Consider the following 15,816-nt stretch of genomic DNA (forward strand, 5'->3'; position numbering starts at 1 on the left):
TAAGGAGGATGTATGATCTTACCTCAAGAGATTATCCGTAAGAAGCGCGACAACCTCGCGTTAAGCAAAGAAGAAATTTATTCGTTCATCCAGGGTGTGGCGAACGATTCGGTGTCGGAAAGTCAAATTGCTGCGTTTGCGATGGCGATTTACTTCAATGATATGACCATGGATGAGCGTGTGGCATTGACCTGTGCGATGCGCGACTCTGGCATGACCTTAGATTGGTCCCACATGCAGTTTGATGGTCCTGTGGTTGATAAACATTCAACCGGTGGGGTCGGTGATGTGACCTCGTTGATGTTGGGTCCCATGGTGGCGGCGTGTGGTGGCTATGTGCCGATGATCTCAGGTCGCGGCTTGGGCCACACTGGGGGCACCCTGGATAAGCTGGAGTCGATTCCTGGCTATAACATCATGCCAAGCAACCAAGTGTTTGGGGAGGTGACCCGTGACGCCGGTGTCGCCATCATAGGGCAAACCGGCTCGTTAGCGCCTGCGGATAAACGCGTGTATGCCACCCGTGACGTCACGGCCACGGTAGATAATATTTCTTTGATCACCGCGTCGATTTTGTCGAAAAAACTGGCCGCAGGCCTGGATGCCTTGGTCATGGACGTCAAGGTGGGATCGGGCGCGTTCATGCCAACGTATGAAGATTCAGAGGCGTTGGCCAAATCGATTGTGGGAGTGGCCAACGGTGCTGGCACTAAAACCAGTGCCTTGCTGACGGACATGAACCAAGTGTTAGCATCGTCGGCAGGCAACGCTTTAGAAGTGAAAGAAGCCGTTGATTTTCTCACCGGGCGCTACCGTAATCCACGTTTGTACAATGTGACCATGGCGCTATGCGCCGACATGTTGGTGGTCAGTGGGCTGGCAACCGATGTGAATCAAGCAAAACAAAAATTGGATCAGGCACTGGACAGCGGTCGCGCTGCCGAGTGTTTTGCCAAAATGATTGCAGGGCTAGGCGGGCCGGCTGACTTTGTTGAGTCGCCGGATCAATATCTGGCGACTGCATCTGTGATCAAACCTGTCTATGCCGAGCAATCGGGCATTGCCAATGCCATGGATACACGGGCATTGGGCATGGCTATTATAGAAATAGGTGGTGGCCGTCGGGTTGCCAGCGATAAAATTGATTATGCCGTTGGGTTGAACGAAATGATTCGTCTGGGGCAACAAGTGGATGAGCACACCCCGCTCGCCATGCTCCACGCTCAGACTGAAGAGCAATGGCAACAAGCGGCGAATGCGGTGCGAGCCGCAGTGAAAGTCGCTGATGAGGCGCCGAGTGCAACACCAGACGTTTATCGTCGCATCAGCTTACAAGACGTCTAATGGAGGCGATCATGAAACGCGCAATTGTATTAGTTTTAGACTCATTTGGTATTGGCGCCACTGAAGACGCCGTCAAATTCGGTGACCAAGGTGCAAACACCTTGGGCCACATTGCTCAAGCGTGTGCGAAGGGCGAAGCGGATAATGCGGATCGTCAAGGCCCCTTGTCTTTGCCTAACATGACCAAGTTGGGCTTGGGTAAAGCGTGTGAAGAGTCGTCAGGTTACTTCCCAGAAGGCTTAGACTCACATGCAGAGATTATCGGTGCCTACGCGCACGCCAAAGAGCTATCTTCTGGTAAAGACACCCCATCTGGCCACTGGGAAATTGCTGGTGTGCCTGTGTTGTTTGACTGGGGCTACTTCTCAGACTTAACCAACAGCTTCCCGCAAGATCTGCTTGATCGCATTGTTGAGCGAGCGGGTGTACCTGGCTATCTCGGTAACTGCCATGCGTCGGGTACTCAAGTGCTGGACGATCTGGGCGAAGAGCATATGAAAACTGGGAAGCCGATTTTCTACACCTCAGCGGACTCGGTGTTCCAAATTGCGTGCCATGAGGAAACCTACGGGCTCGATAAGCTGTATGAGTTGTGCCAGATCGTACGCGAAGAGCTGGAAGACTATAACATTGGTCGCGTGATCGCTCGTCCTTTCATCGGGCCAGCGAAAGGCCAGTTTGAGCGCACCGGCAACCGCCGTGACTTGTCTGTCGAGCCACCTTCTCCTACCGTGCTCCAAAAGCTGGTGGACGAAAAAGGAGGTGATGTGATCTCGATTGGTAAGATTGCGGACATTTACGCGCACTGCGGTATCACCAAGAAAATCAAAGCCACAGGCTTAGAAGCGCTGTTTGATGCAACCAAAGACGCCATCAAAGAAGCAGGCAACAACAGCTTGGTGTTTACCAACTTTGTCGACTTTGACTCGGCGTACGGCCATCGCCGCAACGTAGCTGGCTATGCCGCGGCGTTGGAATACTTTGACCGTCGCCTACCTGAAATCATGGACATGCTTGAAGAAGACGATGTGTTATTGCTAACAGCTGATCATGGTTGCGATCCAACCTGGCCTGGCACCGATCACACCCGTGAGCATATCCCTGCATTGGTTTACGGCAAAAAAGTGCCTGCGGGTTCGCTCGGTCGCCGCGAAACGTTCGCCGATATTGGTCAGTCCTTGGCGGAATACTTTGATGTGTCGCCAATGGATTACGGCAAGTCGTTCCTATAACGCGTTGACCCTCCTAGATAAAAAGAGATGGCGAACAGCCATCTCTTTTTTTATCTCGGTTTCTCGCTCTGGTCGCCGTATTTTGCCGTTTTACCAAGATAAACGCGCAGAACGACGAGTGAGCATGGTCATCAATAATGCCCCCAACAACAGAGCGAGGCCAATGAGGAGCCGGAATTCGGTCATATTCGATTGCAGCTGTTTTTTGGCTTCATTGATAACCGAGTGATGCTCAACGGTGAGACGGAGAAACCCGACAATATCGCCACCACGGCTTATCGGCGTCATCAGCTGCTGTCGTCCTTGGCTTTCTAGCCCCAGTGGGGTGGTTAATCCGACGGCGGTTTCCAGTGGTAAAGCATTCGTTGAGCGCACCACAGGACTGCCGTTGAGCTGATAGAAGCTGGCATCACGGATCAGCGGCTCGGTTGCCAGTTCATTGGCCATGGTTTGCAGAGGCTGATAGTTCTTATCAACCAAGGCATCATAGGCTTGCACCCCCACCTGGCGGGTCATCAGCTGGGCTAATTGATCGGTTTGCTGATACAGCGCTTGATACTGGCGCTGGCTGAGTGTGGTGCTGTAAAGCATTAAGGCGGCAATAGCACCGATGGTGGTGAGCAACATTCCCCACCAGGTCACCCGCCGTAGTGTTTTGCGCGAAATTGAAAACATACCTTCCTCAAGCCAGATAAACAGGATCAATTAGCACTGGAGCTTACTACGGTTTTTATGGTATCACAGCCTCATTGTGATTGATTCATTGACCAAGCTTGCTTGGAAATCGAAAGGAAAATATTGACCATGGATAAGGCCAACCCCTTGGCAATTCACCGTTCACCGCAACTTTACCGCCGTTTCCCAACGATGACGACGTCTGCTTTCTCGCGCCGCCGGCAAGGGGGATGGATTGTGTTTGGTGAGGTCATCGACCCCCGTCAGCTCGACGATATCCGTTTTTTTACCGGTGATGACGTTGAGGTCGTCGACGGCTGGCGTGTTGGGCCGTATGAGGTGTTATTGATCCGCGGTGAACTGACGGATGAACATCGTACCGTGATTGAGGCACTCGCGCTTGACTGCGCCGATTTACAGGCCCTGCCGGATTTAAGCAGACCTGGTTTGGCGGTGTTTGACATGGACTCCACCGCAATAGAGATAGAGTGTATTGATGAGATTGCGGCACTCGCTGGAGTTGGAGAGGCGGTGTCTGCGGTTACCGAGCGTGCCATGTTGGGCGAACTTGATTTTGAGGCGAGCTTACGTCAACGCGTGGCGGCCTTGAAAGGCTCTGACGCGGCGATACTTGAGACAGTGAAAGCGCAGTTGCCGTTGATGCCAGAAATGGCGGATCTCGTGGCCAGTCTAAAAGCCTGCGGCTGGTATGTGGCGATTGCCTCTGGCGGTTTCACCCATTTTTCTGATCACCTACAGCAGCAATTAGGCTTGGACCATGCGGCGTCAAACCAGCTTGGGGTCAAAAATGGTCAATTGACCGGCGAGGTAGACGGGGCAGTGGTGGATGCACAACGAAAAGCGGATGTGTTGACCATGTTGGCGCAAAAGTACGATATTGCGCCAGAGAACACCTTAGCCGTTGGCGATGGCGCCAATGATCTGGCGATGATGGAGGCCGCTGGCCTTGGTATTGCCTATCATGCGAAGCCCAAAGTCAATGCGAAAGCGCAAGCGGCGGTCAAACATGCGTGGTTGGGCGGTGTGTTGTGTGTGCTCTCTGCCAGTATTCGTGATCGGATTAGCTGGCAGCCACGCTAATAAGCGCAACCTTGTGGCACCCTCTCGGTGCGGCACTTACTGGATGCCGCTCTCTCTTTGCTATTGACGCGGTCGATATCGTGCTGAAGAGTGCGTCGCCTGCGGCTATCGCCCCAGTCGCATTAGCACTTCATCGGTCACATCGACCAACTCACCGTAGGCACACAAGGCAACAAATTCGTCTTCCAGTTGGCGTGCTTTGTGGGTATCGCGTTTGAGCAAGCTGGATAACTGGGTGGCATCAATATCTTGTTCAGCATGGGCCAGCGGTGTCATCCGGTTGCGTAGCACGGCAAACGCCCCGCCTTTTTGCGCCAACTGGATGAACTTGCGTCTCGCGTCGTCAGATTCAAACTCACTATCGGCAAAGGTATGCACCGCACGCACCTTATCATCTTTCATGTCTATCCAGACAAAGTACTCGCGTACCAGCTCTTTCAGAGGCTGCGAAGGGCGTGTGACTTCATGGGTACGGGTGAGAATCTTATCCCCGAACACCGGGTAAAAAGACAGTTGGCGACCGCCGCCTGCGCGCTCGAGAAAGCGGTGCAAACGGCTGGGAGGCAGGTTGATACCCACTGCAGGCACCGAGAGTACACCGTTATCACGTCGAACAAAATAAGGCTGCACGGTTAGGCGCGTGAGCAGCAATTGGTGCATGGCCCAAATCAAGGGAGGGTCGGGCAAACGTTCATCCAGCACGGTCAATTTGTCGAGGTTGTGCTCAATCAAGCGGCGAAGATACTGGCGACGACGGGTGTTGGGCGCTTCAGTGGTGAGCTTGAGTTGAATATTATCGCGTTTGGGGCTCACTCGAATCACCTGATACGGCATGTCGACTAACGGTGCGCGCGGGTCAATATTGACAAACGCATCGAGTGATACAGACACCAAGTCATCTTTCGCCCCTTGAAAAGGCTGCGCCAGTTTCAGGTTCAAGCCCCCCGAGGAAAAATCGACCAGTCTTCCCTTCAGCGCCCCCTGTTCTGGATGCACCAATGATACCTCAGAGCGATAGGCATAACGTGGTTCACGACGTTGGGGCTGCCTATCAGATGAGATTAACTGTGCCGCGCACACTGGATTACGTTGGTGTAAAAAGCGTCGCAAGGCTTGACTGGATAACGACGGTTTGGGGTGGGATAAATAACTATCCTTGCTTTCGGTATGAGTCACATCTTGCACCAACGCGACGTGTGTGAGGGTTTTTAATGTATTGAGCCAGTCCGGAGATACATCTTGCAAACGCTCAAGGTCACCCGCATTAATGGCTGACATGGTCACCTTCAACACCCGCCATGAAGGACGCTTGGCACCCAGTTGCCAGAACAGGTGGCGCTCATCTTCGCTCATTTCGCTGGGCGAGGCAGAATAGAAGAAACGCTGCTTGTCTTTCTCTACATAAAAGCAATATAACAATAGCTGGCTGGTTGACGCTCCTTCCACTTGCAGTAACGCCAAACGCTTTGCATCAAAAATATGATTAATGACGGGTTGATTGCGGCTGTCGTGCCAGTAATCCCATAGCTCCCGATTTTGCCGCGTTTGTAATACGTACTCTAATTTGTCTTGCGCAAAGTAAAGCGGTAGCACACTGGTATGGTGCAAAAAGGATTGTTCATAGCTTTGCAGCTTGAGTGTGAGTAGCTTGTCCTCACCATCTTGTTTGCCACGAAAATCGGGTGAGGCCATTTCTGTATCGAGCGCTTGCTTAATCGCGTCACTGCTGGTGTCAAGCCGCAGCCGTAACCACACGCTACTGGTGGACTCTTTGTTTTGATCAACGCCAATAATACGATAACTCAACCCTTGCTCAAGATCGGGATCTTGATACTTTTGCCCCAGCGCGGTGAACTGCACTAATACTTCAGCGCTAGGCGGATAATCGAATGCTGCAGGGACACGCACTCGGCACCCTGAATTAGACAAGTCGCTGGTGACCCCATGTACCTCATACCCAGTATTCAGTGTTATTAATACTTGGGTAGCAAAATGGATGCGGCTTTCACTACGCGCTAAATAACGGCCAAAGGTGAGTTTCTCGGGTAACAATGCCGCTTGGGCCGTATCACTGACTGGGCCTTTTCCTTGTTGCTGAGTGTGTTTCTCTTGTTCGTGTTTGACGCGAAAGTTATTAGGGGTGTTGTGCAAATCTTCCCACAAGCCTTGGGTCATTTGCCCGTTGTATAAAGGCAAGCGCTCGTAATAGTGGTTAATTGCCACATCATCCAGCCAATGTGTTTGGCCGTTTAACTCGTATTGATGACATTCACCATCGACTTTGCCACGCAGATCGATGGCACGATTGCATGGCGTCATTAAACGTCTGATCTCCATTTTGATCAGCAGTTTGGCAGAGCTTGGCTCGTTAGCGGTAAGCTTATCGAGCAGCACCTCAAATTTGGGGGTTTGGGACATCGGAAGCAGCTGCTCAATCAGTCCCTGGTAATCATCCTGCTTCATGGCAAAGTTTGGTAAAGTATTGTCCTTAATATAATAACGGCACCGATTCGAAAAAGTGTCGGAATAATTAATAAGATAGCAATCATTTTGTGAATTAGCTGACATCATACGTCTTGGAGAGCGAATGGCAAAAACAAAACGAGCCTACGTATGTAACGACTGTGGCGCGGATTTTCCCCGTTGGCAAGGGCAGTGCTCAGCCTGTGGCGCGTGGAACACCATTACAGAGGTGAGGCTAGCGGCGTCGCCTCAGGTCGCGCGCAATGAAAAGTATGCCGGGTATACAGGCAGCGCCGAGGGGCAAGTCCAAACCCTGCAGGATATCGACCTACAAGAAGTGCCACGCCTGAGCAGTGGTTTTAAAGAGCTGGATCGTGTGCTCGGCGGGGGGATCGTCCCAGGGGCCGCTATTTTGATTGGTGGTAACCCGGGCGCAGGGAAAAGTACCTTGCTGTTGCAAACCATGGTGGGGCTCGCGCACCATTTGCCGACCTTGTACATCACAGGGGAAGAGTCATTACAGCAAGTGGCGATGCGCGCTGATCGGTTGGGGCTTGCCAAAGACCGCTTGAAGCTGTTGTCAGAAACGGGCGTAGAAACCATCTGCCAGGTGGCCAAAAAAGAACAACCGAAAATCATGGTGATTGACTCGATACAGGTGATGCATGTCGCGGATGTGCAATCCGCGCCCGGTAGCGTGTCGCAGGTGCGGGAGTCTGCCGCAGCCTTGACCCGTTATGCCAAACAACACAATGTGGCGATTTTCATGGTGGGGCATGTGACGAAAGATGGCACACTGGCTGGCCCCAAGGTGCTGGAGCACTGTATTGATTGTTCGATTTTGCTCGATGGCTCCAGTGATAGCCGTTTTCGTACGCTGCGCAGCCATAAAAACCGCTTTGGTGCGGTCAACGAACTTGGCGTGTTCGCGATGACTGGGCAGGGTTTAAAAGAGGTCAGTAACCCCTCCGCTATTTTCCTTTCACGTGGTGAGGAGCAAACCTCCGGTAGCTCGGTAATGGTGGTGTGGGAAGGCACTCGCCCTCTATTGGTAGAGTTACAAGCCTTGGTCGACTATTCACAATTGGCCAATCCACGCCGGGTGGCGGTGGGGCTAGAGCAAAACCGTCTTGCCTTACTTCTGGCCGTTTTACACAAACACGGCGGGCTGCAAATGTCTGACCAAGATGTGTTTGTTAATGTGGTTGGTGGGGTTAAAGTCACCGAAACCAGTGCCGATCTTGCCCTGTTGTTAGCGCTGATATCGAGCTTTAGGGATCGCCCGCTGCCGAGAGAGCTGGTGGTCTTTGGTGAAGTCGGCTTGGCGGGAGAAATTCGCCCAGTGCCAAGTGGGCAAGAGCGCTTGATGGAAGCGGCAAAACATGGCTTTAAAAAAGCAGTCGTGCCCAAAGCCAACTTGCCGAAACAGCGTATTGAAGGGATGACGGTTTATGGCGTTAGCAAACTCTCCGACGCCCTGGATGTGCTAGAAGACTTGTAGTCGTGCGCAAGTACCAATAGCGAAGTGGTGGGCGATGATACGGCCCGTTGATCGAACAAAGGCGCTCGGTTTTATCATCGCTCTACTACCTCTACGGCTCTATTACCTCTACTACATTGAGGCTTTTGTCGGTGTGGTTTGCACATCGGCTTCGCGCTGCTGCGCGGTGCTCAGTGGCGGCTCAGCGTCGGGCATATTGGCGACTTGTACCTGAGTTTCGACCAAGTTTTCCACTACCGCGACTAAATGTCCCCAACTGACGCGCTTCTCGTTTTCGAGCAAGGTATCAAACTGCTCAGCACTCCACTTAATAAACCGGCGCGGATTCAGCGCTCGTCCTAAAAAGCGGACTTCGTAGTGCAAATGAGGGCCAGTGGATAAACCCGTGTTACCCGACCAGGCAATCAAGTCGCCTTTCTTTACAAACTGCCCACTTCGCACATTAAACTTATCAAGATGGGCGTAGAGGGTCATAAAGCCAAAGGCATGGTCTATTTTTACAAAATTACCATAGCCTTTGCGGCGACTGGGTCTGACATACTCCACCACGCCATCGGCCGGGGCATACACCGGAGTGCCGATGTCTGCGGTTAAGTCTAACCCCATGTGGAATTTTTCTTTGCCCGTTACTGGGTGCGTGCGTGAACCATACCCAGATGAACGGCGATAACTTTGAATCGGTTTACCATTAGGAATGAGCTGAAGCATGGTGTAGCGCACTGCGGAGTTAATCGCCGCCACATCAAGCCGATGGGTCAGTGAGGCGTCTTTGGCCACCGATTGCAGCCCCAGCATATCTTCCACTGTCACCACGCGCTGCGTCAGTGCAGTCAGCTCGACATCTTTGTTCTCGATGGTTTGTGACAGCTCATCGCGTTTTTGTTGCAACATGGCCACTTCGTTATTCAATGCAGCACGCTCTTCACGTAACCGGTTAACCGCAGCTTCGGCTTCAGTGGAACGCTCGGAGAGTAAATAGAGGCTGGCAAAGGTCACGGTGAGAACGGCCAGCACTACTAACGCCAAAGTTTGCACTACCTTTTTACGGGTAGGGCAAAGCGTATAATGCTTCACACCATTTGGGTGTGAGATGGCGATATGAATATGATCTGTCATGACTGGTTACTGCTGGCCTGCGTTTGATACCGCCCATGACGATGTGGCGTTACGATTCTGACTCTGCCATTGGGTCGGTCAACTGCGCTAGCTCACGATGAAGGAGTTCATCGTTGCCAACGTTGAGTTCAACAAGCCTTTTTAAATGACTGGCACTATCAATGTCAATGTGATCAATATAAAGATGGAGGTAATTCTCGCAGTTATTGACCAGAATGCAGTCCATGTCTAATTCTACGTCAGAGTCATGCAGGTAAAAGACCAACGAGAATGCTGTGTGTTGCGGGTCTGCTTGCCAGTTCTCAGGACGGCTGAGCAACACACCCTTGAGAGACAAGTCGAGAACCTGCGCGTGCCACGCCTGTTCATCTTGCTTGAGTATCGCGGGGGCACGATACATCACGCGGGAAAACTTTCTACGCTCTGGCATGATCGCATCTCCTCAATCCTTTGAACTAAGTGTAGGCGATGCATGGCGGGCGACCTAATTATCTGCGTGGACGTATCGATTCTGAAACATTTTTTGGTGTTCTTGCGTAAGAAAGCGGATGGAGTGCGGTTTGTTGCGAGCCGCTTTACCTGCTAGGAGACCATAAAAAGGGCAGCGTTGGCTGCCCTCATTAGTGCGGCGTTACTTGGTAACGCGCTTGTATTTGATGCGGTGCGGCTCAGCCGCTTGTGCGCCCAGCGTTTTCTTCAACCAATCGGTGTATTCAGCAAAGTTACCTTCAAAGAAATTCACTTGGCCTTCATCACGATAGTCAAGGATGTGGGTGGCGATACGGTCAAGGAACCAGCGGTCGTGTGAAATCACCATGGCACAGCCTGGGAACTCGAGCAGGGCTTCTTCCAAGGCGCGTAGGGTTTCAACGTCCAGATCGTTGGTTGGCTCATCAAGCAGCAGGACGTTGCCGCCTGCTTTCAATAGCTTAGCCAGGTGGACGCGGTTGCGTTCACCGCCGGACAAATCGCCGATACGTTTCTGTTGATCGCTCCCTTTGAAGTTAAAGCGAGAGACATAAGCACGCGCAGGTAACTCAAAGTTATTGATGCGAATAATATCGGCACCTTCCGAGATCTCATCGTAAACGGTTTTGTTGTCGTCCATGCTATCACGGAACTGATCCACCGAGGCCAATTGTACGGTGTCACCGACCTCTACGGTGCCTGCGTCCGGTGTTTCGGTACCACTGAGCATTTTGAACAGTGTGGATTTACCGGCACCATTGGGACCAACGATACCGACGATAGCGCCTTTCGGGACGCTAAAAGACAGATCGTCAATCAATACGCGATCACCAAATGACTTAGTGAGGTTGTTAACTTCAATGACTTTATCACCCAGGCGTGGGCCGGGTGGAATAAACAGCTCATTGGTCTCGTTACGGCGCTGGTAATCGGAGGTGTTAAGCTCTTCAAAGCGTGCCATACGCGCTTTTGATTTGGCTTGACGGCCTTTCGGGTTTTGACGTACCCACTCAAGCTCTTTCTCAATGGTTTTCTGGCGCGCTTTTTCCTGGGAGGCTTCTTGCTTCAAGCGCACGTCTTTTTGCTCAAGCCACGATGAATAGTTGCCTTCCCAAGGGATGCCTTCACCACGGTCTAGTTCAAGGATCCAACCAGCGGCGTTATCAAGGAAGTAGCGATCGTGCGTAATCGCCACAACCGTGCCGGTATAGTCGACCAAGAAGCGTTCTAGCCATGCCACTGATTCGGCGTCCAAGTGGTTGGTTGGCTCGTCGAGTAGCAGCATATCGGGCTTCTCGAGTAGCAAACGGCAAATCGCCACACGGCGGCGCTCACCCCCAGACAGGTTTTTGATTTGCGCATCCCACTCCGGCAGACGCAGGGCGTCGGCGGCACGCTCTAGCGCGTTATCAAGATTATGACCATCTTTGGCTTGGATCAGTGCTTCCAGTTCACCTTGCTCTTGCGCCAAGGCATCGAAGTCGGCGTCAGGATCGGCATAGGCCGCGTAGACAGCGTCGAGACGCGTCAATGCATCTTTCACATCCGAGACCGCCTCTTCAACGGTTTCACGCACGGTTTTGTCTTCGTCTAGCGCTGGCTCTTGCGGAAGGTAGCCAATTTTAATGCCTGGTTGCACACGGGCTTCACCCTCAATTTCGGTATCGATACCGGCCATGATGCGCAATAGACTCGATTTACCGGCCCCGTTGAGGCCTAGCACCCCAATTTTGGCGCCTGGGAAGAAACACAAAGAAATATCTTTAAGAATTTGGCGCTTAGGTGGCACGATCTTGCTCACCCGCGACATGGTATATACGTACTCAGCCATTTCTGCTCACGCTACTCGTTGTGGTGTAAAAGACACTATTCTAACGTTAACTTTGCCAAGTTTAACAGTGATTGTCATATTCGGTGGGTAATATAACCCATGGGCAGCAAACCATTTGCCAAAGCGCGAGGGAATTTGCTGATGCGATTGTTGTCTATTCGTTGTCACACATGCTGAATGTGACACATTCGTCACGGTGTTAATTGATTAGGAGCGACCTTTGACATGGAACGATTCATCGCTTTGTCCGGGCCTTTACGCAATGCATCTCACGCGGTGCGTCGTGGTGTCCGTGCCTTCTCCCGTTCACTGCGACCCGGACTTATTTTATGGGTTCTAGGGGCCGCTTTTTCTCCTTCTCTTGCTCTGGCGTCGGCGAGTCCAGACAGTGGGCAAATGACGCCTGCGCAGCGTCAATATGAGGCTGCTATTGATGCGATTGAGCGTGGTGAATTACGCCAATTTCGCCGCCTCAAAGCCAAATTGCGTGATTATCCCCTTTATCCCTATTTAGATTACCGTGATTTTACTCGCAACCTTTCAGAAAAGTCGCCCACCTCGGTCACCAACTTTATTCAGCGTTACACCACCATGCCGTTTGCCAATAGTCTGCGTGCTGACTACCTGACACTACTGGCGAATCGAAAAGATTGGGCAACCTTGGTCGCTTTCCAGCCCGATGTACCAAGAGGGGAGCGTTATCAATGCCAGTATTATTACGCTCACAGCCAGGCTGGCAATCGTGCATTAGCGCGCAGTGGCGCGAAATCACTCTACTTGTCTGGCCAATCAGTCGACAGTGCATGCGATCCCTTATTTGATTACCTCTCCGAGCAAAAGCAACTCACTGGTGATTTAATCTTGCGGCGGATGTTGCTGACCTTTGAGGGGCGCAATCGCAGCTTAATGCATTACCTACAAGATCAACTTCCCAACACTCACCAAGCGGTGGGAAAGCAAGTTATTGATCTTTATGACAAGCCTGAACAAGTTGCTGACTTTTCCAAGCGAAGCAAAGTGACACCCTTTAACCAAAAGCTGACTCGTCTTGCGTTTGAGAGACTGGCGCGTAAAGACGAAGCGCAAGCCATTCGCCATTTTCGTCGCACGGTAGAAGGGCAGCATTACGACAAAGGTGAACGACAAGCCATCGCTGATTATCTTATTGGCCAACTGATGAATGACGATGAACCGGCGCTTGCGGGGTGGCGTGATCGTATGCTGAGACAAAGCGACGATGATGGTCTGCTCGAGCGACGGTTTCGCTTGGCGTTGGTGGAAGGTGATTGGCACGTATTGAATCAATGGCTTTCACTGCTCAGTGATGAGGCGAAACAATCACTAAAATGGCGATATTGGCAAGCGCGGATTCAGTTAGAGCTTGGCGACAGTCACGCGGCGAATAAGGCGTTTGAAACCCTGTTGGGTGAGCGCAATTTTTACAGTGTGGCTGCCGCTCAGCACCTAGAAAAGCCGATCCATATCCCTTCGCGTACTGCGGTGTTGAAAGAGGCGGGTCTGATGCCTGTCAATGATGTGCTGGCGCGAGTCGATGAGCTGATTGCGCTTGATAAAATCTACGCGGCGAAGCGCGAGTGGTATTATGTGTTACAGCGCGCCAGTGATGAGCAAATTGCGCTCCTGGCCGCTTATGCCAATAAACAGCACTGGTATCATCTCGCAGTACAAGCCACCATTGCCGGAAAAATGTGGGACCACTTATCGTTGCGTTTTCCGCTGGCTCATCAGTGGTGGTTTGAGTTTTTCAGTCGCGAACGTGGGGTAGATAAAACCACATTGATGGCGCTGTCACGCCAAGAAAGTGCTTTCTTTACCCGTGCGGTCTCTCACGTAGGCGCGAGAGGCTTGATGCAATTGATGCCGCGTACGGCACGTGAAACCTCGCGTCGGTTAGGGTTTGATTATCAAGGGCCGGCCAGTCTTAGCGATCCGGGCGTGAATATCCGCTTGGGCAGTGGTTATTTGAAAATGATGCTCGATCGCTTCGATAGCAACCGCGTTCTCGCTTTCGCGGCATACAATGCTGGACCACATCGAGTGAGCCGCTGGCTGGCACGTTCGAAAGGGCACATGGATGCCATTGCTTTCATCGAGTCGATCCCGTTTTATGAAACGCGCCATTATGTGCAGAACGTGTTGATGTTCGATATTTACTATCGCCAACTTTTAGGTGAGCCCGTGCAGTTTTTAAGAGCACACGAGTTGGCACAGCGTTATTAATGTTATAATCGCGACCATCACGTAAAGAGCGAGAGGAATCCATGTCGCAATCGCCTGCATTTTCTGGTTGGCAAGATGTTATCGCGCTAGTGCGCCGTGCTGGACAAGATGATAATGATGATGCCTTGTTGACGGCCTTATTGACCCCCGACGAGCGAGACACCTTGGTGGCTCGGATTAATATTTTGCATGAGTTGTTAGAAGGGAGAATGAGTCAGCGCCAGTTGAGTCAATTATTGGGCGTGGGGATCGCGACCGTCACACGCGGCTCGAATGAGTTAAAGCGGATGGATGACGAGACCAAAAATTGGCTGGCTGATTTATTGAAACGAGAAGCTGAACAGTCCACCTCATCGACCTAATCAACAAAGCCTTAAATAGACAAACAACGGCGCCACAGGGCGCCGTTGTTTATGGCGTTAACGGTATAAGTGCGGGCGCATAAACGGAATCAGCGCCATGATTAGCGCTTGATGGTATACACTTGAGCGCGTTAATCGATGCCCGGTGAGCATGCCAATGGCGCCCCCTTTTTGTTTTACATTTTCAGTGGCAAACATTCTGTCCATCACATCGCCAAGCTCTTCGCCTTGGTGCAGAGCGTCCAACGCCTCTGGAGGGAGAGGCAGTGAGGCTGAGCGTGCCTCGCCTTGCGTTGTCCCATCATCTATCATCATCCATGCAAAGGTATGTTGACCATCTAAGCCTGCTTCTACCCCGACGTAAAAGTCTCCTTCGTATTCCGCTTTGGCGTGGCGAACGCGGTTACACGCGCCGGCATAGGTCTCTTGCTCTGTCATTGGTTGCTCTGCCACGCCACTGGCGACGGAAACGCCCGTAAAGGTGAAAAGTGTGTCGGGAAAAGCGTCATAAAACGCGGCCTCAACCGCAGCGATTTTAGCGGGGTTTTTGGACGTGACGATCACCTGTTTCATGCGCCCAGCTCTCCTTTTTGTGTTGGTAGGCGCGTTGCAGTATACGCCAACGGAGGGGTAAACGCAGCATTCCAAAAACATGAATGGCATCAGTCGGTTGGCCGACTTCGCTTAAGCCAATTCGCATTTTTTGGTGCCCTTTGCGTGGCTGTGGTACATAGGTATTAAACCAGCGATCCCAGCATGAAAGGTTGAACCCGTAATTGGCGTTGCATTCATGAAAACGGGTGGAGTGATGCACCCGGTGCATATCTGGTGTGACGATAAAGCGGCGCAGCCAAGCGTCTAGGTGCTTGGGGAGACGAACATTGCTGTGATTAAACATTGCCATCCCGCTGAGTAGCGTTTCAAACACGATCACGGCGACAATAGGTGCGCCAAGTAGCGCGACTAACACGCACTTAATGGCCATCGACAGCCAAATTTCCACCGTGTGAAAACGCGCGCCTGTGGTGACATCAATGTCCATATCGGCATGATGCACTAGATGCAGCCGCCACAGCCATGGTACCTGGTGGAAGAGTTTGTGTTGGTACCAAATCGCCATATCCATCACAACTAATGTGGCCAGAACCGCGACCCATTCAGGAAGCGAAAGCTGATTAAAAAAACCAAAACCCGAGGCGGCGGCAAAACTGGCCGCACCCACTGCAGAAATCGGTGCCAGTACTCGCAACGTGAGGGTATTAAATACAGTCAATAAGATATTCCCTGACCAACGCTCTCGCCGCGTGCGAGTGAGCTTGCGCTTCGGCCACCGCCATTCGGCGACGAGCATTACCAACAGTACCAAGGCAAACAGGCTGAGCCTAAACCCGGCTTCGTGCGCTTCAATCCAATTCATAACCACTCCTCATTTATAGAGAGTTTACGCGATAAACCCTGCCAACGTTTAGCGCAAATGGTGAA

The 15,816-nt window shown here is 51.9% G+C and carries 13 protein-coding genes; 6 read left to right on the forward strand and 7 right to left on the reverse strand.

Annotation, left to right across the window (positions count from 1 at the left end; all coding sequences use genetic code 11):
* The first annotated feature begins 12 nt into the window (after window positions 1–12).
* Both deoA and BGL48_RS11510 read left to right on the forward strand, forming a co-directional pair.
* Window positions 13–1,344 carry a thymidine phosphorylase gene (deoA, locus tag BGL48_RS11505; protein WP_069362772.1) on the forward strand — a complete coding sequence of 444 codons (1,332 nt, stop codon included), beginning with the start codon at window positions 13–15 and terminating at the stop codon, window positions 1,342–1,344.
* 11 nt (window positions 1,345–1,355) lie between these two features.
* Window positions 1,356–2,576 (forward strand): phosphopentomutase, encoded by a 1,221-nt coding sequence (locus tag BGL48_RS11510; protein ID WP_069362773.1) that lies wholly within the window; start codon window positions 1,356–1,358, stop codon window positions 2,574–2,576.
* A 90-nt stretch (window positions 2,577–2,666) separates the two neighbouring features.
* Here BGL48_RS11510 and BGL48_RS11515 read toward each other — a convergent pair whose 3' ends face one another.
* Window positions 2,667–3,251: an AhpA/YtjB family protein gene (locus tag BGL48_RS11515; protein ID WP_069362774.1), complete on the reverse strand. Its 585-nt coding sequence runs from the start codon at window positions 3,249–3,251 to the stop codon at window positions 2,667–2,669.
* A gap of 129 nt (window positions 3,252–3,380) precedes the next feature.
* Between BGL48_RS11515 and serB the strand changes: the two genes are divergently transcribed.
* The gene (serB, locus tag BGL48_RS11520) at window positions 3,381–4,352 is read left to right on the forward strand and encodes a phosphoserine phosphatase (RefSeq protein ID WP_069362775.1); all 972 of its coding nucleotides are present in this window, start codon (window positions 3,381–3,383) and stop codon (window positions 4,350–4,352) included.
* 105 nt (window positions 4,353–4,457) lie between these two features.
* On the opposite strand, the gene BGL48_RS11525 is transcribed toward serB, so the two are convergent.
* The gene (locus BGL48_RS11525) at window positions 4,458–6,815 is read right to left on the reverse strand and encodes a PilZ domain-containing protein (RefSeq protein WP_069362776.1); all 2,358 of its coding nucleotides are present in this window, start codon (window positions 6,813–6,815) and stop codon (window positions 4,458–4,460) included.
* A 124-nt stretch (window positions 6,816–6,939) separates the two neighbouring features.
* Here BGL48_RS11525 and radA point away from each other — a divergent pair, with 124 nt between their 5' ends.
* Window positions 6,940–8,316, forward strand: coding sequence for a DNA repair protein RadA (gene radA, locus BGL48_RS11530; RefSeq protein ID WP_069362777.1), 1,377 nt, complete (start codon window positions 6,940–6,942; stop codon window positions 8,314–8,316).
* 111 nt (window positions 8,317–8,427) lie between these two features.
* Here radA and BGL48_RS11535 read toward each other — a convergent pair whose 3' ends face one another.
* The 3 genes from BGL48_RS11535 to ettA all read right to left on the reverse strand — a co-directional run bounded on the left by BGL48_RS11535 (window position 8,428) and on the right by ettA (window position 11,731).
* Entirely contained in the window at window positions 8,428–9,432 is a 1,005-nt protein-coding gene (locus tag BGL48_RS11535) for a M23 family metallopeptidase (protein WP_069362778.1), read from the reverse strand.
* Window positions 9,433–9,481: 49 nt separating this feature from the next.
* Window positions 9,482–9,862: a PilZ domain-containing protein gene (locus BGL48_RS11540; RefSeq protein WP_069362779.1), complete on the reverse strand. Its 381-nt coding sequence runs from the start codon at window positions 9,860–9,862 to the stop codon at window positions 9,482–9,484.
* Between the two features lie 201 nt (window positions 9,863–10,063).
* Window positions 10,064–11,731, reverse strand: a complete 1,668-nt coding sequence (ettA, locus tag BGL48_RS11545) for an energy-dependent translational throttle protein EttA (protein ID WP_069362780.1) — start codon at window positions 11,729–11,731, stop codon at window positions 10,064–10,066.
* 225 nt (window positions 11,732–11,956) lie between these two features.
* On the opposite strand from ettA, the gene sltY reads away from it, so the two are divergent.
* Both sltY and trpR read left to right on the forward strand, forming a co-directional pair.
* Window positions 11,957–13,972, forward strand: a complete 2,016-nt coding sequence (gene sltY, locus BGL48_RS11550) for a murein transglycosylase (RefSeq protein ID WP_069362781.1) — start codon at window positions 11,957–11,959, stop codon at window positions 13,970–13,972.
* 41 nt (window positions 13,973–14,013) lie between these two features.
* On the forward strand, window positions 14,014–14,334 hold the full coding sequence (gene trpR / locus BGL48_RS11555; RefSeq protein ID WP_046075150.1) for a trp operon repressor: 321 nt from the start codon (window positions 14,014–14,016) through the stop codon (window positions 14,332–14,334).
* Between the two features lie 57 nt (window positions 14,335–14,391).
* Here the strand turns inward: trpR and yjjX are convergent, their stop codons facing one another.
* Together yjjX and BGL48_RS11565 are read right to left on the reverse strand one after the other, a co-directional pair.
* The gene (yjjX, locus tag BGL48_RS11560; protein ID WP_069362782.1) at window positions 14,392–14,907 is read right to left on the reverse strand and encodes an inosine/xanthosine triphosphatase; all 516 of its coding nucleotides are present in this window, start codon (window positions 14,905–14,907) and stop codon (window positions 14,392–14,394) included.
* Window positions 14,870–15,751 carry a sterol desaturase family protein gene (locus tag BGL48_RS11565; protein ID WP_069362783.1) on the reverse strand — a complete coding sequence of 294 codons (882 nt, stop codon included), beginning with the start codon at window positions 15,749–15,751 and terminating at the stop codon, window positions 14,870–14,872. The genes yjjX and BGL48_RS11565 overlap by 38 nt, the downstream gene beginning before the upstream one ends.
* Window positions 15,752–15,816 lie beyond the last annotated feature (65 nt).

Origin of the sequence: Salinivibrio sp. SS3, assembly GCF_001722105.1 — a bacterium.
Lineage (GTDB): Bacteria > Pseudomonadota > Gammaproteobacteria > Enterobacterales > Vibrionaceae > Salinivibrio > Salinivibrio kushneri.